At 45.7% G+C, this 22,180-nt stretch carries 19 protein-coding genes; 13 read left to right on the top strand and 6 right to left on the bottom strand.

Going from position 1 to position 22,180, the window contains the following annotated elements:
• Positions 1–311 precede the first annotated feature (311 nt).
• The 4 genes from ASG85_RS11605 to ASG85_RS11585 all read left to right on the top strand — a co-directional run bounded on the left by ASG85_RS11605 (position 312) and on the right by ASG85_RS11585 (position 4,788).
• Positions 312–1,247, top strand: a complete 936-nt coding sequence (locus tag ASG85_RS11605) for a DMT family transporter (protein ID WP_060646312.1) — start codon at positions 312–314, stop codon at positions 1,245–1,247.
• Positions 1,248–1,833: 586 nt separating this feature from the next.
• Positions 1,834–2,502, top strand: a complete 669-nt coding sequence (locus ASG85_RS11595) for a gluconate 2-dehydrogenase subunit 3 family protein (protein WP_060646310.1) — start codon at positions 1,834–1,836, stop codon at positions 2,500–2,502.
• Complete coding sequence (locus ASG85_RS11590; RefSeq protein ID WP_060646309.1) at positions 2,495–4,201, top strand: GMC family oxidoreductase N-terminal domain-containing protein; 1,707 nt, start codon at positions 2,495–2,497, stop codon at positions 4,199–4,201. Before ASG85_RS11595 ends, ASG85_RS11590 begins: the two co-directional genes overlap by 8 nt.
• Before the next feature lie 59 nt (positions 4,202–4,260).
• Positions 4,261–4,788 carry a DUF3231 family protein gene (locus ASG85_RS11585; RefSeq protein WP_060646308.1) on the top strand — a complete coding sequence of 176 codons (528 nt, stop codon included), beginning with the start codon at positions 4,261–4,263 and terminating at the stop codon, positions 4,786–4,788.
• Between the two features lie 95 nt (positions 4,789–4,883).
• Here ASG85_RS11585 and ASG85_RS11580 read toward each other — a convergent pair whose 3' ends face one another.
• The gene (locus tag ASG85_RS11580) at positions 4,884–5,615 is read right to left on the bottom strand and encodes a hypothetical protein (protein WP_060646307.1); all 732 of its coding nucleotides are present in this window, start codon (positions 5,613–5,615) and stop codon (positions 4,884–4,886) included.
• 146 nt (positions 5,616–5,761) lie between these two features.
• Between ASG85_RS11580 and ASG85_RS11575 the strand changes: the two genes are divergently transcribed.
• Positions 5,762–6,436, top strand: coding sequence for a response regulator transcription factor (locus tag ASG85_RS11575; protein WP_060646335.1), 675 nt, complete (start codon positions 5,762–5,764; stop codon positions 6,434–6,436).
• Positions 6,426–7,814 (top strand): sensor histidine kinase, encoded by a 1,389-nt coding sequence (locus tag ASG85_RS11570; RefSeq protein ID WP_060646306.1) that lies wholly within the window; start codon positions 6,426–6,428, stop codon positions 7,812–7,814. The genes ASG85_RS11575 and ASG85_RS11570 overlap by 11 nt, the downstream gene beginning before the upstream one ends.
• A 334-nt stretch (positions 7,815–8,148) precedes the next feature.
• On the opposite strand, the gene ASG85_RS11565 is transcribed toward ASG85_RS11570, so the two are convergent.
• From ASG85_RS11565 to ASG85_RS11555, 3 genes are all read right to left on the bottom strand, one after another.
• Positions 8,149–8,550: a type II toxin-antitoxin system death-on-curing family toxin gene (locus tag ASG85_RS11565; RefSeq protein ID WP_057302599.1), complete on the bottom strand. Its 402-nt coding sequence runs from the start codon at positions 8,548–8,550 to the stop codon at positions 8,149–8,151.
• Complete coding sequence (locus ASG85_RS11560; RefSeq protein ID WP_057302598.1) at positions 8,550–8,813, bottom strand: hypothetical protein; 264 nt, start codon at positions 8,811–8,813, stop codon at positions 8,550–8,552. Before ASG85_RS11560 ends, ASG85_RS11565 begins: the two co-directional genes overlap by 1 nt.
• A 102-nt stretch (positions 8,814–8,915) precedes the next feature.
• Positions 8,916–9,722, bottom strand: coding sequence for a hypothetical protein (locus ASG85_RS11555; protein ID WP_060646305.1), 807 nt, complete (start codon positions 9,720–9,722; stop codon positions 8,916–8,918).
• A 243-nt stretch (positions 9,723–9,965) separates the two neighbouring features.
• Here ASG85_RS11555 and ASG85_RS11550 point away from each other — a divergent pair, with 243 nt between their 5' ends.
• From ASG85_RS11550 to ASG85_RS11540, 3 genes are all read left to right on the top strand, one after another.
• Complete coding sequence (locus ASG85_RS11550; protein ID WP_057302645.1) at positions 9,966–10,721, top strand: GTP pyrophosphokinase family protein; 756 nt, start codon at positions 9,966–9,968, stop codon at positions 10,719–10,721.
• 76 nt (positions 10,722–10,797) lie between these two features.
• On the top strand, positions 10,798–11,025 hold the full coding sequence (locus tag ASG85_RS11545; RefSeq protein WP_060646304.1) for a hypothetical protein: 228 nt from the start codon (positions 10,798–10,800) through the stop codon (positions 11,023–11,025).
• Positions 11,022–11,462 (top strand): DUF6526 family protein, encoded by a 441-nt coding sequence (locus ASG85_RS11540; RefSeq protein ID WP_060646303.1) that lies wholly within the window; start codon positions 11,022–11,024, stop codon positions 11,460–11,462. The genes ASG85_RS11545 and ASG85_RS11540 overlap by 4 nt, the downstream gene beginning before the upstream one ends.
• A 127-nt stretch (positions 11,463–11,589) precedes the next feature.
• Here the strand turns inward: ASG85_RS11540 and ASG85_RS11535 are convergent, their stop codons facing one another.
• Positions 11,590–12,519 carry a DNA-binding domain-containing protein gene (locus tag ASG85_RS11535; protein WP_060646334.1) on the bottom strand — a complete coding sequence of 310 codons (930 nt, stop codon included), beginning with the start codon at positions 12,517–12,519 and terminating at the stop codon, positions 11,590–11,592.
• A gap of 4 nt (positions 12,520–12,523) precedes the next feature.
• Positions 12,524–13,795, bottom strand: coding sequence for a sensor histidine kinase (locus ASG85_RS11530; protein WP_235550107.1), 1,272 nt, complete (start codon positions 13,793–13,795; stop codon positions 12,524–12,526).
• 233 nt (positions 13,796–14,028) lie between these two features.
• On the opposite strand from ASG85_RS11530, the gene ASG85_RS11525 reads away from it, so the two are divergent.
• The 4 genes from ASG85_RS11525 (at position 14,029) to ASG85_RS11510 (ending at position 22,034) form a co-directional block, all read left to right on the top strand.
• Positions 14,029–15,294, top strand: coding sequence for a cation:dicarboxylate symporter family transporter (locus ASG85_RS11525; RefSeq protein ID WP_057302593.1), 1,266 nt, complete (start codon positions 14,029–14,031; stop codon positions 15,292–15,294).
• A 25-nt stretch (positions 15,295–15,319) separates the two neighbouring features.
• A complete protein-coding gene (aspA, locus tag ASG85_RS11520) occupies positions 15,320–16,747 on the top strand; it encodes an aspartate ammonia-lyase (protein ID WP_057302592.1) in 1,428 nt (475 codons plus the stop codon).
• Between the two features lie 53 nt (positions 16,748–16,800).
• On the top strand, positions 16,801–18,228 hold the full coding sequence (locus tag ASG85_RS11515; RefSeq protein ID WP_060646302.1) for an NAD-dependent malic enzyme: 1,428 nt from the start codon (positions 16,801–16,803) through the stop codon (positions 18,226–18,228).
• A 248-nt stretch (positions 18,229–18,476) separates the two neighbouring features.
• Positions 18,477–22,034 carry an Npt1/Npt2 family nucleotide transporter gene (locus ASG85_RS11510; protein WP_060646301.1) on the top strand — a complete coding sequence of 1,186 codons (3,558 nt, stop codon included), beginning with the start codon at positions 18,477–18,479 and terminating at the stop codon, positions 22,032–22,034.
• Positions 22,035–22,180 lie beyond the last annotated feature (146 nt).

The following is a 22,180-nucleotide window of genomic DNA, read 5'->3' as shown; positions in this document are numbered from 1 at the left end:
GACGATGCCAAACTGAAGAATAAATTCTATTTGTAGTGGTAAAAGATGTTCCATATGTAGTATTTCGCATCCTTCCAGGGAATTCTCTTTCATAAATATGTACCATTTAGCTCGTCTATGCACAGATATGTAAATCAAAAAAGCAGCTCGGCCTAGTAGAAAACAAGTATAGGTACTATATGGTCTATTAAAATGGAAGCAAAGAGTTTAGAAAGATGAGAGTTACTAGAAGACGCCGCCTTAGGTGTCTTTTTGTGGTGTAATAAGATAGTATTAATCAATAATCGATAGAGAGGCAGGCGTGCATCAACTTGGTAAAGTCAGAGAAAACCATTTATTTCATCCTAGCTTTGGTGGTCATCTCATGGGGGTTAAATATTGTAATGGTAAAATACCTTACACAGTTTATCTCGCCCATGTTAGTAGCCGCAATTAGGATACCGCTCGCTGGAATTGTGCTGCTTCCGTTTGTACTTAAAAAGTATGGATTCTATAAACCCAATGCAAAACAGTGGGGGCTTCTTTTTCTTATTGGGCTAACATCGATTTTCTTTCATCAGTTATTTTTAGCTTATGGGGTTGTAACAACTACAGCTACAAATGCATCGCTGATCCTAGGATTAAATCCGCTAACTACCGCTCTGCTTGCATCCATTTTCATTGGGGAAAAATTCAGTATGAGATTAGGCCTCGGCATTCTGTTTGGATTCTCAGGGGTCGTTTTGGTGGTGACCTCCAAATCAGCAGATAGTTCGGTTGGTTTATCCGGATGGGGAGATGTCATCATGCTTCTATCCATGTTGGCTTATGTTGTTGGTGCATTGTTCATCAAGAAGTTGTCGACAACTTCCATGCCAACAGTAGTTGTCACTACCTATTCCACGTTAATTGGGGGAGTCATGTTAAATCTGGGTACGGTGACTTTCTTTGGGCCTTCGTCGTATGCTCAGATTCATATGCCAGCCATCGCTTGGGCCGTTATGTTGATGTCAGCTTGGGGAGCGTCTTCACTGGGTACACTAGGGTGGAATCATGGTATAAAATTTCTAGGTGCCAATAAAACAGCGATGTTTCTAAATGGGCTGCCTTTTGCCAGTATGGTTGGGGGAATTATTTTTTTGGATGAAAAAATTGGTTGGATTCACGTTGTGGCCTTTCTTCTTACCACGGTTGGTATTGTGATAGGGACTTTAAAGAAAAGAGATAGCAGACTTCCCTCTGTAGGTGGAAAATCTGTTAATACCTAAGTGAAAGCGGAGGGAACATACCTCCATACTAAATCAATAAGACACTATCCATTCAAATGAATTGGGTAGTGTTTTTTTATTAAGCATAGCGGAATCATGATCGGGGAAAAATGTCCGAATGACTACATTTTGTAAGAAAGTTGTGTGGATATGTTGGAAAAGAAATTATAAGAGAAACTCGATGCCAACGGATTCTGTTTCCTTAGAGTCCTTCGTCACATAGAGGTTTTTGTGAAAGTGATCAGAGAAGATTTAAGAAGTGGTGAGAGGAAAATCGCGGCGGAAATGAGGAAGCACCGACGAGAGGAAAGCAAGAAGTTCGCTGACTATTTGGTAACGGAGTATCCATGGAGTAATTCAGACAGGGTTCGACTGTTAGAGACCGATAGGGGCGGTAATGGAGAGATGCCTTAAGCCGCAAAAAAGAGCTTTGCCACGTGATCGTTGGCAGGCTCTTTTATTGTATTAAGCACCAATATTTCGCTCTGCGTACACCTATTGTCCATTATTTTGACATAGTGAGCACAGATTCAAATATATGTAGATAGTATACGAAGCGGCTCGACTAAATGGGGTGGTGAGTTCAGTGTCGCGTTCCAATGGAAGCAAAGGCACAGGGGATATATACATCAAGGCGACTTTTCAAGCAGTAGTGGATACTATAATTCCGCCTACACTACGACAAGTAGAGGTGGTAGGAACGGTACCTGCAGCCGGGGCGGTTCAGCTCTGTGTGGATGAATTCGTGATGAACGAGCTCGATCATTCGCAATTTGTTCCTGTAAATGACGAGCATCCAATTCAGATGCCTCTTTCAAGGTCAACTGCTCAATTACTTGATAGGGGGGCTGAGCAATTAATTCGAAGAGGGCTAGCTCAGCTTCCGTTAAACCCTTGGTTTTTCCATGGAGGTGGACCGTTTTCTGCTCTGTCTCGCGAAGATAGGCTGCAAACATTGGCTTTATTGGATCAGCTTGAGATCCCTCTCCACTTGGTTCCTCCTCCTTACCAAAACAACCCCGGAATGATTCAAACCATGATAGATTCGTTATCTCAGTTAACGATGTTCGGTTACTATTCAGAATGGTACGGGTATGGAACAACCCGTCTTTTTCCTCCAGACTACCGCCAGGTTGAGTTTTTTCCTCCGGGCTGGCGTCTGGCCGATTATCCCGGGCCAGCATTCGGATACCGTGATTTTCGAGGATTTTTGTTGAAATATCCTCATGCAAAGGGGGAATATCCGAGTGACTGATCCGGATGTTATTGTGATTGGCTCGGGTGGCGGTGGGGCTGTAATCGCCAAAGAGCTTGGGGAAAAAGGTCTTCAGGTCTTGGTATTGGAGGCAGGTCCCTGGTATGGGAATTCACAGTGGCCTGACCCGAATAAGAACCAAGGAGCCCAAAGCAGCTCCAAGTCGGACGACTTGAATATATTTTTGTTTAAGGAGCAATACAACAAGGATGAGGGAGAAATGAATGACTTGATTACAGGCAGACTTCGATGGGGGCCTGCTGATAGGAATCGCTCTCCGTGGTTTCGGAATGTAACGAGGCGGGGGTTTGTTTGGCAAAATTCCGGTGTAGGAGGGACGACGCAATCCTATCTTGCCAATTCTCCGCGCGCTTTTCCAGTGACGGTTGACCGTGTTTGGCCGATTTCTTATCGCACGCTTATTCCTTATTATGAAAAGGTTGAAGCGACGCTGCCGGTTGAGTTTGCGCCTATGACTTCCAAAGAGGAGCTGTTTTTTTACGGTGCAAAAAAGGCCGGCTGGCAGCTGATTCCTACATTGGATGTGACAGTTCCTGGCTATCGCCCGCAGCCCAACGCTATTCTGCCTCCGAATAAGAACCTTACCAATCCAGACTATTCCGTTGAACAGTTGTCTTGGATGCAAGGCTGTACGCTTGCTGGTCATTGTATCAACGGATGCCCGCACGGGCCCTCTGTGGATAAAATTGCAAAGCGTTCAACCAACGTTAGCTATGTCCCGCTAGCCTTAAAGACAGGCCGTGTAACCATAAGGCCCAATGCCTTTGTGACCCAAATTTTGACGGAGACTCATCTGACGGAAGGGTTGCGCGCGTTAGGTGTACGTATAAGGGATACATGGACAGGGGAGATAGAAGAGATCAGAGCTGGAGTCGTGGTCATGGCTGCCGGAACGATTGAAACTCCCCGGCTTTGGCTAAATTCTGGTTTACCCAGTAATCCATGGGTAGGACGGGGATTGGTTAATCATTATTTTGACTGGGTCACAGGAATGTTCGATGAAAGAGATCTGATTGCCATTCTGGGAAGCCCGGATATCAATCCCTTTGTAGGCCATACATCTGGGGGGAGGCTGGACTATCCTGGACTTGGGTCCATTTTGGTTACAGGGATGAGCCCAGGATTAACCGCCTCCATGAGCTATGGAGTAAGTCAATCAGGATACAGCTCCTTGCAGTCGCCTTTCACCAGTATGCCGTGGTATGCGCGAGGTCGAGTTGTAGGGCTTGAGCTGCAGCAGTGGATGGAAAACTATCGAAGAACGTTAAGCATAGTCATATTTGCCGATGATGAGGTGGATTATCGAAACAGGGTTACGGTTGATTTGGCCAATAAGGATGAACATGGACCTGTCCCGAAGGTGAGCTACGTTGGCGGACAACGAGGGAGTAGGAACCGCAACGAATTGGTTAAAATCGCAGTGGACATTTTGCGGAAAGCAGGAGCCAAGAAGGTGCTCCGGACGGATTGGCCGGCTTCCCTGATGATACATATGGAGAGCACAATGAGGATGGGGTTTGTCGTTGATGACAACTGTGAATCCTATCAGGTCAAGCGGTTATTTATAGCTGATAATAGTGTGCATTTTAACGCATTGGGCGGGGCAAATCCAACGCTTACAACGCAAGCTCTCGCCACTCGCACTGCTGAAAAAATGGTCGAGAAATATTTCAATTAAAAGCATGAAATAAAAATTAGGCAGATGGGTACTCTAACTAGCAAAAAGGAGCTGCGAACATGAATATCATGGAAGTACTCAATGATGCGATTAAGCCGTTTCTCGATGGTAAAAAGCCGCCTTTAAACGTCGGAGAAGTCATGAATCTATGGTTTTATTTGACCGCAACGGAACAAACCATGCGCGGCGAACAGGTATCTTATAATATTGTAGAGGACCTTGAACTACAGGAGAAGTTGAAAGAAGTCATTAACGATGTTCATGGTCCCATATTTGCAGAGTTAACTGAGTTTTTAAAAGCAGAAGGTGTCCCGATGCCCGAGGCGTCGCCGAATAAACCGGTTGGCGATTTTCGAAATATTCCGGAGGGATCCAAACTTTCTGATGAGGAAATAGCGAGTCTTCTCAGCTTCAATATTGTACTGGGTATAAATTATGCTTGCCGGGGCATGACAGAGGCAGTACGGCCGGATGTTGCGGCAATGTTCGCCAAATTTCAGATGAAGAAGTTTACATACGCGATAACGTTAAAAGATGTATTAATGAGAAAAGGGTGGTTAAAAGCACCCCCGTATTTCACACCATAAGCCTTTGCAAGGTAGTTTAGGAAGCGTTTAAAGCACCTGAGAGGGTGCTTTTTTGATTTATTGGGTGTTAAAGCGAGTAAAGTTTATACACGTTTCTATTTGATAGTGATAGCAGAAATGCTTCCATTTGTTTTAAAGTCTTTCGTGTAGGCTAATGTAGCTGTCGCAGTGAATGTACCGTTTGGTCCCGTTACGGTGATCGTTGGATTGGAAGAATAACCTGCCCCTGGATTTGTAATGGTTACACCAGTCACAATGCCATTCGTAACTATTGCGGTTGCGGTTGCCTGCGTCTTTTGCCATGTGTCACTTTTTCTTCCGTTATAACGGTAATAGTTGGACACCTCATCTAAGCGTTCATTCGTGATCCCATAGGGGGCCAGAACTTTAAGGAGAGCTGCTTTATTTTGCTGAGCTTGTTCGGAGGTTGGTCCACTATCCAGTCCTGCAGGAGTTACGCCGCGAAATGCCTCTCTAAAAACCTCAGTGGGTACCCCAAGGGCCGCGGCAATAAGTACGACAGGCCTGCCATGGTCTTGCGGATCTGTGTTAAAACCACTCGATATCACGACGGAATTATCTGCTTGACCAGGATTGCTGCCATTCGTTATGCCCGCAGATGGAGTTGGGCTTGATGGTGGAGCAGGAGCGGGATCAGGTTTACAGTTCTGTCCTTTGTTGCCTGCTTCTCTTGCGGGTGCATCCTTAACCGATTTATTATTTCCTGCCGCTAATACCGTGTTATTACTGCTCAGTGCTATGCCTCCACTTACTACAATTACGGCCACTAGCGTACTAGCGGTAATGATTTTCGTTTTTAAGTTCATCGTCATTCTTCCCTTCATTTTCTTAGATTGTTTGTGTTTGTTTCTTGAAACCTATGTTACTTGGACTTGGTGAAAGTATGGTGAAAGCACGAAAGCTTTCGGTTATACTTTTATGAAGATGGTAAAATCGGGAAATGGGGAAGAAAATGAAAATTTTATTGGCGGAAGATGATAGTCGTCTGGGTGAATTAACCGCGCATATGTTGAGAAAAAAGTCTGGATGCACGGTTGATTGGGTGAAGACGGGCAGCGATGCGTTCGACTATGCGACGGCTTCCAGCTACGATGTTATCGTTCTCGATTGGATGATGCCGGATGGGGATGGTCTCGAAACGTGTGCTAAACTTCGTAAAAGGGGCTATCTCGGTGCGATTCTGATGCTGACTGCGAAGGATGCTTTGCAGGATCGTGTGGAAGGTCTCGATGCGGGAGCCGACGATTATTTGGTCAAGCCGTTCGAGATGGACGAACTGCTGGCACGTTTGCGAGCATTAATGCGCAGAAACTTCGTTCCCATTCAGGAGGATGTCATCCGTATTCGTGATCTAGAACTGCAGCGGATGAGTCAAGTCGTCATTCAAGGCGAACAAGAAATCCAATTATCCCCGCGGGAATTTCAAATTCTAGACCTGCTGCTGCAGAACAAAGGACGTACACTGACCCGCGAGGTCATCCTGGACAAAGTATGGGGTCTTGATGCCGAAGTAAATCTAAAGACGATCGATGCTACTGTGAAATTAATTCGAAAGAAGCTCGAGCCCTCCTACTCACGGGAGCTCATTCAGAGCGTGAGAGGCATAGGTTATAAAATTGGAGATTAACTGGGGCTCTTTAAAAAAACGGCCATCCGAAGGCGATTTGTTCGATCGAACCCGCAATAAGTTGACGCTGCAATACAGCGGTGTACTTATTGCTTTTCTGAGTTTGTTCGTCATCATTGTTTATGTTCTACTCTATCTATTCATCTGGAACGATCAACGAACGGGTCTGAATGAGCTTGCTGACAGTGAAATTCGCACCTTGCAAAAGTGGGCCGACCAAGATAGCGATCCGAATAGACGGCCCCCACGCTCTATAGAGGATGCTTTCTCGATCAGCACGGACCAATCGTTCTACTACTTGATTGCTGAAAATGGGAACATACAGTTAGGGGATGAGATTCAGCCGGAACTGCGTAATCAGGTGATGGAGGCCATCGCGGATGGACATTTCAAGGGGAAAGGGATCGAGAAAGTTACCTTGCAAACATTCGATAAGCCGCCTACAGACGACTTAGGACGCCAGAAACTGGGCGAGAATGCCAGGTTTCTAGTTTCGGACCGTCAACTGCTATGGAATGGGGCGCGGATCGGAACCTTATATGTAGGGAAGGAAGTTACGTTCCAAAACGATTTATTCCGCCTGCTGCTCATTCTGCTGATCGGGATGGCGCTGCTTTTCTTTGTTCTAGCCTTATGGTTCAGCCATCTGATGGCACGCAAAGCGATTATACCGATAGCCAAGGCGTATGCGAAACAACGTGAGTTCGTAGCCGATGCTTCTCATGAGCTGCGTACACCGCTGAGTGTCATGCTAACATCGATCGAAGCGCTTCAGGTTGAAGAAAGCATCGATAACGACCCCTTCTCGAAGAACGTGCTTAACGGCATGAAAGAGGAGGTTAACTCCATAACGAAGCTGGCCGGCGAATTGCTGCACCTAGCCCGCTCTGATTCTGGCGAATTCGAGCTGGATCGATCCTTATTTAATCTGAGTGAAATAGCCGCAAGAGTGATTAGTAAGGTTCAGCCATTAGCGCAAGCCAAGGACATCGACATTGAGCTGCATGCTCCTCATGAGCTGACGGTGAATTGGGACGCCGAGAAATTAACTCAGCTGCTCATCCTGCTAATCGATAATGCGATTAAGTATACGCCGGGCAAGGGAATGGTACATGTAGCGCTAGCAGAGGCTAAGGAAAAAGGGGAGCGTAGTTTCATCATCGAAGTGAAGGATAAGGGGATCGGCATTGCAGCCGAAGCACTTCCTCGCATCTTCGACCGTTTCTACCGCCAGGATAAGTCGCGAACGCGTCAAATCGGCGGCCAAGGTCTTGGGCTTGCAATCGCCAAGAACATCGTGGACGCAGGCCGAGGTACTATTCATGTGGAAAGCACAGTTGGAGAGGGCAGTACGTTCAAGGTTCGTATTCCTTTGTAGGTAACCAGTATTTGCAGAGGGGAACGTCGATGCACTATTCGGACGAAAAACACCCGAAATCATGAGGAAGAGGAACTACGATGTGTTATTTCTCGTTTTTTTGCCTCCGGATCGCTCATTTTGACCAAATAGCACACACACGTTCCTCTAATTCGGTTTCTAACGCAGATTCCCTGAAATAGCGAATCGACGTTCCGCAAGCTAGAGGTCCGGGTGACATTCCTTTATAATCGATACAAAACAAAAAATGAGAAGGCAAGAATAACCTTGCCACCTCATTTTTTTTGTTTTCTTTGCCCCTAAGTGAATTTTATTTACTTTCGGGACAGTCTCATTATTCAATGGGGACTGAATGTTTCCTAATTATCTCAGCTACGTCATCGAAAGAATATCTGTGGTTAACCATGTCTACTGTCAAATCTTCCGCAGCCTTGTTGTCCATCGAGAAACCATAACCATTATAACGAAGAAAGATGAATAGTGCAGTAAAGGCTGTACGTTTGTTCGCATTTTGAAAGGGATGATTTTGCCCCAAGGATTCGAATAATGCTGCTGCTTTTTGAAAAATAGTGGGATAAGCATCGTCTCCAAAGGCTGATGATTGCGGGCGCAATAATGCAGACTCCAGCAAATGGCTATCTTTTACACCTATATGTTCGCTAGGACTATATTTTTGAATGACAGCAACATTAATTGCTATGGCTTCTTGTGTGGTCAAATAGCGAATTGTGTTCATTATCTATCTTTTAAACCTTTCAATGTTTCGTCGTACTCCTCCATGACTTGAGAGAGTGTGTCAAGAAAATCGGGACTAATCCCTGTGGGAAGAGCAACTTTGTTTACCTTCTTGATGACGATTTCTCCATCGTTTTCTCGCACATCAATGTTTACGGTATCACCAACTTCAAGACCAATTTGCTTAAGAGCATCCGTCATCGTTATGCCGAGGCTATTGCCGAATTTCGAAACCTTACGCTCCATGTCCATCACCTTGCTCATGTAAAATCAACTCCTTACTATCTTATTCAGTTGTTATAACAATTATACAATTATACAAATTATATTGGAATAGCCCTATGTGCAAAATATCAACAAATCCACCTACGGGATTTGAGCCTTAATCGCAATAAGTGCATCACTTATCTTCGTTTCAAGCTTAAAGATACTTTCTTTTTCCGCATTCATTTGACGGGACAGAGAAATCATGGAGGTGAGTGAGCTTTGAACAGCATTCGTATCTTCTTTTTTGGCTCCTTGTTTAAATGAGGACCATATCGGGGAGAGGCTGTTTTGGATCGTTTTGAAAGCACCTTGCTTAGCTTTGATCTGTACGTTAATGGGGTCAATGTCATTCAGGCTGCTGCGAATTTTTTTCGTTGCCTTGGATGCTTTGTCTTTAGCGGCTTGGGAAGCTTTTACCTTGGCGCTGATATCGATGCGAGCTAGTTGTACGGGGATTTTCATTGCAGCCGCTTGGATTCTTAGCAGAGCGCTTAAGCTTTTGCTGTTCAGCAATCGGGCGGCTTCGATTTGCTTATTTAGCGCGGCATATTGAGATAATAAAGGTTGATGCCGAGCTCTCGTTCGCGTGATCTCCTCCTCCAATTTCGCCAATTTGGCGGAATCAATTTCTTTGGCCTGTTTGCTCAGCTCTGCCGAAGTGTCTTTATTTCTGTTATGTAGTGTATTGATCTTGCTGTCCCAATCCTGTTCTTGTTTCTGAAGGGTGAGGAATTCGGTGTAGAGTGAATTGATTTTATTAGCTTGTGTTTGAGTCGCGCCGGCAATCGTTTTGTCCAGAGAGGATTGAATGGTGCTTGTGATTTCGATCGAGGCAGCTGAAGCCAATTCTGCTGGAACGGCTGAGGCGAGGGCTAAAGCGGTGAGTAAAGCAGTGAAATTTTTCAATAGACAACCTCCTTCAAATTTGAAAATGGGATGGGAATACAACAAAAAAAGCACCTGCAAGAAAGGCCATCGGCCATATCTTACGGGTGCTTCCGTCGTAAGTATTCATTTGATAGGAGTACTATACCAAGACGCAATGGAGGGTGTCAATAAGAACACCAAATTTGCACCGAGTGATACATGTGAATTACACTAGCAAGGACTGGTAAAATAACCACGACCAAAGGATGGAAGCAACCCATGATGAATCAACTTTCGATCAATGATTTAAAACGATTCAAGAACGAACTGACACGATTTATGATGACGTATAAGTTCGCATTGGATGAGATAGAGACTAGAATTGAAATTCTCGTACAGGAATTCGAAATGCTGCATGAATATAATCCGATTGAACATACCAAGTCCCGCTTGAAGTCACCGGAAAGTATCTTTCACAAGCTCAACAGAAAAGGAGGAGATCTTTCGTTCTCAGGGATTAAGGAGAGTATTAAAGACATTGCAGGTATGCGGATTACGTGTTCGTTTGTCTCTGATATTTATGTCATAAGCCAGATGCTGAAGAGTCAAAGCGACCTTAAAGTACTGGATGAGAAGGATTATATCAAGAACCCGAAGCCTAATGGCTACCAAAGTCTTCATTTGATCATCGAAGTGCCTGTGCATTTGTCGGATCGACTAGAAAGTGTGTGCATCGAAGTTCAGATTCGAACGATTGCAATGGACTTTTGGGCAAGTTTGGAGCATAAAATCTATTATAAGTTCAATCAAGGCAATCAAGCTGTACCCGCGCGGCTTCTGGATGAATTAAAGCAAGCGGCTGCAGCCGCGTCAGCTTTGGATCTGCAAATGGAACGCTTGCATGCCGAAATTGAAGTCATTAAAGAAGAACAATCGGAAACAATGGACGATAAGTTGAATCGAATTATTATTAACAATCAGCAATTTGCCTTGCCACAAGCGCTGCTGGAGCTTTTAAATGATGAGGACGTGAAGTAGTATCCGCTAATTGGATGATGCCTCTTTTAATTTCTGTGGTATAATCAAGGTAACGGAATTAGAAGGGTGCGAGGAAATGAATACTTTTGAAGACTGGAATCAGAAAGTGAAGTCAACGTTCAACGCTACAAGTAATGAAGAAGTACTAACCGTTATGGAAGCTGGAGAATCATTAGGTCTTTCTAAAGATCAGATGAAACTGTATGTGGACAAAAACAAGTTAACCAAGGTGCCAATTATGAGAAGTGTTCATCGCTATCTGTTATTAAAAAGTGAGATCGATGAAATCGTGGAGAAATTATGAGTAACGGTCATCAAAACTATGCGAATCATCGTAGAATGCATCCGCTTTTTCACTTTGTTTACAGTGTGCTGGCGCTGGGTTTAGTGATTTTATCACTTATCCAGCTCGTTAGGTCAGTGCAATCCGGGACAGACATGCTGCCCGCGGCTATTTTTCTGCTTATTTCCATTATTTTAGTCATTGTATTTCTCCTTGTACGGTCCTATCCGTTAAAAGCGCAGGATCGCGCGATACGGGCAGAAGAGAATCTCAGGCACTATGTGTTGACTCAGAAGTTGCTGGATAACAAGCTCACGATAGGGCAAATTGCGGCTCTACGTTTTGCTTCCGATGAGGAGTTTCCTACACTTTGTAAGAAGGCTGCCGCGGAGCAATTGTCACCTGATGCGATTAAGAAGTCGATCAGGAGCTGGAGAAGCGACAACTACCGAGTATAGTGCGGCTCCTATAGGTTAGAAAAGTAGAAAATGGTGGTGCAAGGTTTATTCCTTGCTCTGCCATTTTTTTTTGCGATCGACGGCTGAATCCCTGATTGAATATTCCGGGTCAAATTATACGGAAATCTCACAGTTGGCTAATCCATTTTTTAGCTTCCAAATAAAGCACCTGAATAAACTTTTTTGTGTTTTGTCGGATGATACTCTGAGATTCATCTTCCTTATTCTCCAGTTCCCTCATTCTCTTGCGGACATCGCTTAGGTCAAAAAATTTATTCGAGTATTCCTCAAACTTCGGATTCGAATAATCAAGCAATCCAAGGGAGGCAAGGTTTGTTAGCGCTTGGTTCACAGTCCGTCGTACCCGCTGCTCGGCTGCCTTGACTTCTTTTCTCAAATCGCTGTCGGAGGCTGAGGGGGCTAATTTTTTCTCGGCGACTTTTTGAAAAATTTCATGAAGCGGCGGAAAGTTAAGCTCCAGCGGTTGATTCATATCGGTACGATACAAATAATCAAGCATCTCCAATAAGTCCTTGCAGCCGGACTCGCCGATTAATCCAAGGTCCGATAAGACATAATTCCCGCTTGTTACTATCGTTTTTGCACTGGAAGACGAATCTTTCTCCGTAAGGACGCCGTTAATGCCGATGGCACTTAGTGATTTCTGAATGTTTCGTATGGATTGGTGCAGCCTAAGCAGCTCGGAAACCTTACGAATAACAGCGATCAATTCCAATCGGTTGATCGGTTTCGTGATGTAATACTCAATTCCGCAGGAATAAGCCAACCCAATCATTTCCTTCGACTCTACTTGAGAAATCATGATGATTTTGCCTTCGAAGTTACCGGAAATCTCACGAACGGTTTCTATGCCGTCACGATCAGGCATCAATAAATCGATAAGAACGATATCCACTTGCTTGAGGGCAAGCAGGTCGCTGTCAATGTGTGCCCCATCTGCGGCCTCACCTACGATAGTTCCCAAATCCTCGTCCTCGATAATATGCTCCAGCATGGAACGCACGGCCGGATCGTCATCGATAATAAAAAATCGCATCATGCTATTCCTCCTTTCCGATCTGGCTCACTGGTAATGTGATGATGAAATTAGCACCAACCCCGTCATTGCCGGTTTGAACCCGTATGGTCCCATGAAGCTGCTCGGTTTCTTGTTTCACGTAAGCGAGTCCTATACCCGTGGAAGGGGTGCCGGATTCATCGTATTTCGTAGTAAACCCTGGCATGAAGATCCGATCATGAAGCTTAGGCGCAATACCTGGACCGTTGTCAACTACACTGATAACAATATCATCTCCGTTTCGAATCACGCTAATCCTGATATAGCCCGACTCCCGAATGGCTTCAACGGCATTAGTCACTAGGTTGTTAAGCAAGGATAAGGTGGCATACACGTGACATAATGGGAATTCACCATCGTTGTTCAGCGAGAATGCAATCTTCTTGCCGAGGGATCTGGCATATTTCTCATTAGAACGTAAGACGATTCCGGCCAATTCATCTATGGGTAAGTAATCGCTATCATGTGAAATTAAACCGGACAACCCCGCGTAAATCCGTTGATTATCTTTTTTGATTTCATGAACCTGACCGGCGATTCGGAGCGCTTTTTGCGACAGGTCATCGAGTCCCTGAAGATGCACATCCTTTAAAGACTGATATAGTTCATAGCTAACCCGCGTTATATATTCCGCATTGTGCAGCGTTTTCTTCAACTGAATAGATTCTTCATACAGCTCGGAGATCAGCATGATCATCTTCTCGTTTTCTTTGCGCTGCTGCTCTTCGGCTGCCCTCGAATGGCGCAACTTCACGATATTGAAAATTCCTAGCACGAAAAAACTGCGAAAAAAAGCAATTAAGGCAATCTGATTCCAGGTGGTAAGAGAAGCCATCTCGGTGATGGAGGTATATCGAAACAGCAGTTCTGCCGACGTCGCGGCGATTTCAATCGAAACACCGAGAAAGCCGACAATAAGCGGCCGATTATGATACCGGTTCATACGAACTGCCGTGAAGACGATTCCATAGGTCAGGTAGTAGAAGAATACCGGGTAATGATGATGAAAGGAAGCAGACCAGTTCCAATCCGAGCCAAGGAACGCCTGAAGCCCTGTGCGAAAGAGCGCAACGGATATCCCGACAAGAAGACCTGAGACAAGAGGCGAAGGAGTCCGCAGCCACAACAGGAAAAGGAAGAAGGTTGGGGTGCCTAAACTAACCCGAAACTCATCTTGAAACGGATAGAAATTCAACTCGCCTGCGATCGGAACCGAAATGATCATAAGTATGAGCAGGAACCATTTTTCCTTCAAAGTGTCTTATTTCCCTCCTTCTCACATGAAGTAAAAGTCATTCGACATAGTTTGCGTTATTCCTTCTATACCTATAGCTAGCTTTTATACACCTATATTTTTTGAAAAAAATTATAAAGAGAATTTGTAGATTCATCTAGCTTTCTGTAGATTCCCCATTAAGATGAAATCTATTAAAGCGTTACCAAAAGCTTTCATGAAAAAGAAAGCGCTTAACAAAAGGGGGAATCATCATGAAAAAGTTCGGATTAGCATTTCAAATTTTGTTTGGTCTCATCTTGGGGATTATCGTAGGAGCTATATTTTTTGGAAACCCAACTGTTGAGAGCTACTTAAAGCCATTGGGCGATATTTTCATCCGTTTAATTAAAATGATCGTCGTTCCCATCGTCGTTTCTTCGCTTGTTGTCGGAGTAGCGGGCGTTGGGGATATAAAAAGGCTTGGCAAGCTTGGCGGAAAGACGATTCTTTATTTTGAAATCGTAACGACGATCGCCATTATTTTTGGATTAGTCGTGGCCAATGTGTTGAAGCCTGGAGCGGGCGTCAATATGTCTGCGCTTGCAAAGACGGATATTAGCAAGTACGTCGATGCGACGGAGAAGATGACCAGTCACAGCTTCGTTGATACGTTCGTCAATATCGTTCCGAGAAACGTGTTTGAATCTCTTGTCGCGGGTGATATGCTCGCCATTATTTTCTTCTCGGTATTTCTAGGCTTGGGAATTGCCGCAGTCGGTGAGAAAGGGAAGCCGGTACTATCCTTCTTTCAGGGACTCTCAGAATCGATGTTTTGGGTGACCAACCAAATTATGAAATTCGCACCGCTTGGTGTTTTCGGATTGATTGGTGTGACGGTATCGAAATTTGGGGTAGGCTCTTTGGTTCCACTGGGTAAGCTGGTGTTTGCTGTGTACCTTGGGATGTTCCTGTTTGTGTTCGTCGTGCTAGGCTTGATCTCCAAGCTTTGCGGCACTAGTGTAATGACCATTATTCGCATTCTAAAAGACGAGCTGATCCTCGCTTTCTCTACAGCAAGCTCCGAAACGGCAATGCCTAAGATGATGGAGAAAATGGAGAAATTCGGTGTACCGAAGGCCATCACCTCATTTGTCATTCCTACGGGCTATTCGTTCAACCTGGACGGCTCTACGCTGTATCAAGCCATTGCTGCTCTATTTATTGCTCAAATGTATGGCATTAACATGTCGATCAGCGCTCAGATCACCTTGGTGATTGCTCTGATGCTCACTTCCAAAGGGATTGCTGGTGTACCGGGTGCATCTTTTATCGTGCTGCTGGCTACGCTGGGATCGGTTGGGATTCCGCTCGAAGGACTTGCTTTTATTGCAGGAATTGACCGTATTCTAGATATGGCCCGTACGGCAGTCAATGTGGTCGGCAATTCGATTGCCGCGGTTGTTATGGCGAAGTGGGAAGGGCAGTACGATAAGAAAAAAGGAAAGCAATATGTAGAGTCAGTTAAGAAAGCTGCGTAATTGAAATCACTTGGGGGTTATAACAATGACAACAGCTCAGTTAAGGGTGGAAAAAGATTTTCTTGGTTCAAAAGAAGTGCCAATAGATGCTTATTACGGAATTCAAACATTGCGTGCAGTCGAAAACTTCCCGATAACAGGTTACCGTATTCATGAAGAATTAATTCGTGCGATGGCGACTGTGAAAAAAGCGGCAGCCGTAGCGAACATGGAGATCAGGCAGTTGAACCCTCGCATCGGGAATGCAGTCGTTCAAGCGGCACAGGAAATTATAGATGGTAAATGGCACGATCAATTCATCGTCGATCCGATACAAGGCGGAGCAGGTACGTCCATCAACATGAATGCCAACGAGGTCATCGCCAATCGGGCTATCGAGCTGCTCGGGGGTACGAAGGGAGATTATTTTGCGGTAAGTCCCAATACACATGTGAATATGGCTCAGTCAACCAATGATGCGTTTCCGACCGCGATTCATATTGCCACACTCTCTCAGATTGAGAAGCTGCTTGTGACGATGGAAGAGATGCTTGAGGCGTTTTGCATCAAAGCCGTTCAATTCGACGGTATTATCAAAATGGGCCGGACCCATCTGCAGGACGGCGTACCTATTCGACTGGGACAGGAATTCGAGGCCTATAGTCGAGTGCTGGCTCGCGATATTAAGCGGATTAAGCAAACACGTGATCATTTATATGAAGTCAACATGGGTGCAACAGCCGTTGGAACTGGCCTAAATGCAGACCCGCGCTACATTAAACGGGTAGTGGAAGTGCTTGCCGAGCTGAGTGGATTGCCGCTTATCAATGCCGAGCATCTGGTGGATGCGACTCAGAATACGGATGCCTACACGGAAGTGTCGTCTGCATTAAAGGTGTGCATGATCAATATGTCCAAGATTGCCAACGACTTGCGATTGCTCGCTTCAGGACCTCGCGCCGGGCTCGGGGAGATTCAGCTGCCTGCGCGCCAACCGGGCTCTTCTATTATGCCGGGCAAGGTGAATCCAGTGATGGCTGAGGTCGTCAATCAAGTAGCATTCCAGGTCATCGGCAACGATCATACGATTTGTCTGGCGTCCGAGGCGGGACAGCTTGAGCTTAATGTGATGGAGCCTGTGCTGGTGTTCAATTTATTGCAATCGCTTAGCATGATGAATCAAGTATTCCAAGCATTCCGCGTGCATTGTTTGGAAGGTATCGAAGCTAATGAGGAGCGCTGCAAACAATATGTAGAACAAAGTGTAGGCGTGATTACGGCGCTTAATCCACATCTCGGCTACGAAGTGGTGGCGCGAATTGCGCGTGAAGCCATTTTAACAGGAAAGCCTGTTAGAGAGCTTTGTCTGATCTACAATGTTCTGACGGAAGAGGAACTGCAGATTATTCTCGATCCATATGAGATGACAAACCCGGGGATCGCGGGAGCTGAGCTGCTAGAAGGCAAGCAATAAAAGCTGGAAGGCAAGGCTCAATTAGAGCAAAATTAAAGGGAGTGAACAGGAACATGTCAGTTCCAAGCGGTGCATCGACTTATATGATTTTTCGGCTTCAAATCGATAAAGAGTTAACCTCGCTCGGCGATATCGCGGCTACCATAGAAAAGGCAGGAGGAGATATCGTAGGCATAGACGTCATTTCTTCCAGTCGCACGAGTACAGTCCGCGATATTACTGTGAATGTTTTCGATCAAACACATAGTCAACTTATCGGTGAGTCTCTTCAAAGTTTAAGCGGTGTAAAGGTGATTCACGTATCCGACCGGACCTTCCTTGTCCACTTAGGCGGGAAGATTGAGATCAATTCGAAAATTCCAGTCAAAAACCGTGATGATTTGTCCCGGGTGTACACCCCTGGGGTCGCGCAAATTTGTACCGCTATTGCGGAAGAGCCAAGCAAAGCCTATTTGCTGACGATCAAACGGAATATGATCGCGGTGGTATCCGACGGTACGGCTGTACTTGGGCTTGGCGACATCGGACCATTGGCCGCGATGCCGGTGATGGAAGGCAAGGCGATGCTGTTCAAACAATTCGCGGGCGTGGATGCATTCCCCATCTGCCTTGACACGAAGGACCCGGACGAAATCGTCAGCATCATCAAAGCGATAGCTCCGGCGTTCGGAGGCATCAATCTAGAGGACATATCGTCGCCTCGCTGCTTTGAGATCGAAGAACGGCTGAAGCGTGAACTCGATATTCCTGTGTTTCATGATGATCAACACGGAACGGCGGTCGTGCTGCTGGCCGGTTTGTTGAATGCGTTGAAAATAACGGGCAAACAAATGTCGGACATTAAAGTTGTTGTTAACGGCATTGGGGCGGCAGGTATCGCTTGTTCTAAGATGCTGCTTGCTGCCGGAGTGCGTAACTTAATCGGGGTGGACCGCTATGGCGCCATTAACCGAAATACACAGTACGATAATACGCATTGGACCGAGTTTGCCCTGATGACGAATCCGAACTTGGAAGCAGGGAGCTTGTCCGACGTTATCCAGCAGGCGGATGTATTCATTGGCGTTTCCGCTCCTAACATTTTATCGGTAGATGATGTCCGATCCATGGCAAGGGACCCCATTGTCTTTGCGATGGCGAACCCAACGCCGGAGATCGATCCTGAGCTTGCCAAGCCATATGTGAGAGTGATGGCTACAGGGAGATCTGATAAGCCGAATCAAATCAATAACGTTCTTTGCTTTCCCGGTATTTTCCGCGGTGCTTTGGATTGCAGGGCGAGTGAGATTAATGAGGAAATGAAGCTCGCGGCTGCTAAGGCCATTGCATCCGTAGTAACCGATGAAGAATTGAATGAGACTTACATTATCCCCAGTGTTTTTAACCAGAAAGTGGTGGAAAAGGTAAGGGAGGCTGTTGTTGAAGCTGCCTATCGTACAGGGGTGGCACGCAAGAGCATGAGAGATCCCAATAAGGAGTAAATCAGTCCCCGAATAGGGCTCAGTTCTTCACCTTAAAGAGATGATCTGAAAGGAAATCGTCATCGCATAGAACCGTTCCGGTGCTGGAGCGGTTTCTTTGCGTTTTTAGCCAATTGAAGTTGGTTATGCTTCGTCATATTGTGACGGATTTTGTCTCTTTTTTATATAAAACTAGTTATTTAATCCTAGGACTTCTGGTACAATTTCATTAGGCGTATTTAAGCGTCGATTCTAAAATGAGGTGTATCATGAGCCGTATGATGTTTAGTAAGACCTATCAGTCCTTCTTACATAAATTCGCTGAAGATAAGCAAGAGTATGGAAAAGTTTTTCTCTTATTCGCTTATTTGTTTTGTGTCGTTTCAGCCTCAACCATCGGGAGAACAGCGGCAGATACGCTTTTTTTAAGCCGGTTTGATAATTCCTATTTGTCCCTGATGTACTTACCGCAGGCCCTTGTCATGATTATGGCGGGAATTCTTTTTCAGCGATACTCACCGAAGGTTCGGTTGGAGAGTCTCATGAAGATCTTAATACCGCTTATCTCCGTACTGGTTCTAGTATCTAGGTTTGGTGTGGGACTTGAGCTGCGGTGGGTGTTTCCCGTTATCTACATCGGCTATGACGTGTTTAATTTCCTAATGATTGTTTGTTTCTGGCAGTTCGCTACATCCGTGATGAATCAGAGGAAAGCGAAACAGATGATCGGAATCGTAGGGAGCGGGGGGATTACGGGGGGGATTTTAAGCGGTTTTGGGCTAAAAGCGCTCGTTCCGCTCGTAGGCACGGCGAATCTGATTTACTTTTATGCGGGTTTACAGCTGCTTGGTTTGGTGGCCGTTTATTTGATATTAAGTTTCGCAAAGGAAACGATAGAAGCCAAACCGGCACAGCCTAGGACAACAACGGCGAAGCAGGCCGTACAACGGAAATCAGGTTTATTCGCGAGCGTTTCTCATCTGAAATATGTCGCCGTTTTATCCGCAGCACTCGTATTATCTCTCACATTAATCGATTATCAATTCAAGGTGATCCTGAGAGGGACTTTACAGAATGAGGCCTTGGCTGGATTTATGGGCAGCTTCTATGGGTTCTCCGGACTGATTGCTTTATTCGTTCAATTGTTTATTTCAAGTCGCATTTTGACGCGATTCGGCGTGATGACTGCCTTGCTAGTTTTCCCGATTACGTTAATTGCCGGCAGCTTCGGTATTTTAGTGCTGCCTGTACTGGCTATGGCTGTCATCGTGAAGGGAAGCGATAAAGTTGTTGGCGATACGCTCTACTCGTCAGTGAGCCAATTAGTCATGTTTCCTGTTCCACTGGAATGGCGGGGCAGAGCGAAGAGCTTCCTAGACGGCATTGTCCGCAATGGGGCCAAAGGGTTGGCGGCCATTTGTTTACTTATCGTAACGCGGCTGCTAGCTCCTGAACAACTGAGTTATATTGTGCTGGTTTTGCTTATGATTGGGATTGTTGCGGGGGTAAAGGTCAAGAAAGCATATTTGCATACCCTCTTGTCCAATCTCAAAACAGGGGGAGACGATCTTCAGAAGGTTGAACTCAATCTAATGGACCCAGCCAGTCGGCAAATCCTGATAGATGCGCTATCCAGCTCGGATAAGCAGCAAGCTTTGTATGCCTTCGGTCTTATGCGAGAGATGGACTCCTTCGACTTAACACCTCATTTGGAAGGACTGCTGCATCATTCAATTCCTGAAATGTGTATAGAAGCATTGGCCTATGTGGAGCAAAAGGTGCCGGACGGATTCGAAGCTATCCTGCAATCCTTGGCGGCAACCGAAAACAATCAGGTGAAAGCGAAAGCAATACTAGCGCTAGCAGCGTATGCAAAAGAGGAATATGTAGACGAAATAACTGTTCATCTAGAAGATCAGTCGGTGGAAGTACAAGCAGCTGCCATTGCTGGATTGGTCAAATATTATAGCATTGAGGGTATGTTTCGAGCCGTCGGAAAACTGAAGCAAATGATGGAAAGCGGGCAGGAAGAAGAACGGATCGCGATGGCTGCTTTATTTGGACAAATTCGTGTGAAAAATTTCTATAAACCGCTGATTTCTCTTTTACAAGACAGCAGTCCTCAGGTTCGAATTCGCGCTTTAGAATCTGCGGCTATTCTTCATGTACCTCCGTTAATTGAACCGATTATTGCTATGTTAAAAGACAGCCAAACCCGGCGCTACGCCACCCAGGCCCTTGCTGCTTATGATGAACAAGATATTTTGCCGCGGTTAGCGCCTTATTTGAAACAGAGAGAAATTGGCTTATATTTACCAGCCGTATTCGAACGAATCGCAACGCAGAGTGCCTTCGATATGTTGTTCGATTGTTACGAGGCTGCCAACTATGACATGCGTGATCGTATTTTGGAATCGCTGCTTCGTATGCATAAGAGACTGCCCTTTGTGGACAGCCATAAAGTAGAGACTTATATTCTTCACGAGTTAAAGCTGCATGAACAGTTTGCTGAACACGGGGCGAGCATAGTTGGGATAGAGGGCTGCGCTGACATCGAGAATATCATTAGAGAAATTCGAACAGCGATCAGTCGACGCATCTTCCAGTTGTTATCGCTCATCTATGAAGAGAAAACGATGCAGGCTGTCTATATCGACTGGTCCGAAGGGGATTCCAGGCAGCAGGCTAATGCGGAAGAAGTGATCGATCAAACGCTGCGAGGAAGCCTACGTACGGAAATGACGACATTCATGTCAGGCTCAAGTGCGGTGGCGAGAAATTCAGTAACGGACATGCCGTTCAGCGAACATTTGAACTGGTTATCTGCGAAAGGGGATGATTGGCTCAAGCAAGCGATACAGCATCTCAACGTGAGTAAGTTGGGAACTTCACCGAATGAGGATCTCGCGGATCTGATGAATCGCGTGCATTTGCTCCGTCATGTATCTCTGTTCCAAGGGATGACAAGCAGAGATCTATCTGTTATTGCACGGCGATTACATAAGCTGAGTGTTCAGAAGGGGGCAATCATCATTCAGGAAGGGGATGTGGGTGACTCCCTGATGATTATGGATGGAGGCCAAGCTGGCGTTTATCGCAACGGGCAGCTGCTGGGCGGGCTGAAGCGGGGAGATTGCTTCGGTGAAATGGCGATTCTGACTCAGGGAGCCCGAACAGCAACCATTCGAGCCGAGGAGGATGTTCTTCTGTGGCGACTGGATTCCTCTGTTTTCTATGATATGATGTTCGATCAGACCAGCATTGCGGTTGAAATGATGAAACTGTTGTCACGCAGGCTGCGGTCCGAATTGGAGCGGGGACAGTCAGCGGATAAGTCTGAACTAGAGCAAGGGCATTTGGAAGTCGCAGCCGCCCTGCAAATGCCTGAAACCAGGCTGAGAGAAGGCTTAACGAAGGACGAAGTGATTTTACGGCGGATCCTTGTGCTGCAAAAAATAGATTTGTTCGTGCATCTAGCTCCAGAGGATTTCTTATGGCTCGCTCAAAGAGTGGAAGAAGTCGCCTACCAACCTGGAGAAGTCATCTGCCGCGCAGGTGATTTCGGAGATACGATGTATGGCATTATCGAAGGAAGCGTACGTGTGCATAGAGGCAGTGAAGAGTACGCGGTTCTACAGGAAGGTGCGTTCTTCGGTGAAATGGCGATTATCGACAGCGGTCCTCGCTCGGCTGACTGTACAGCGAAGGAAGCTGCCGTCCTGCTGCAGCTTCATCGGGATCTGGTGCTGACCTTTTGTTTCCAGAATATTGATGTGCTGCGAAGCATGATGAGAGTTATTGCGGATCGTTTGCGCGGGATGGTTTAGGGAACAGTAACTTCGGAAGGAATGATAAACGGATAACGGTTTCCTTTTGGATGAGAGTTTTGGTCAAGCTCGATGCGTAACATGCTAAGAATGGAGAGGATAAATGGCTTATGCTGTCCGTTTGGATGGGAGTGTAAGTCAAGATT

It is taken from the genome of Paenibacillus sp. Soil724D2 (genome assembly GCF_001427935.1).
In the GTDB taxonomy this organism is placed as follows: Bacteria; Bacillota; Bacilli; order Paenibacillales; family NBRC-103111; genus Paenibacillus_E.
Note: the sequence above shows the minus strand (reverse complement) of the source record. Positions and strands in the feature narration are given on the sequence as shown.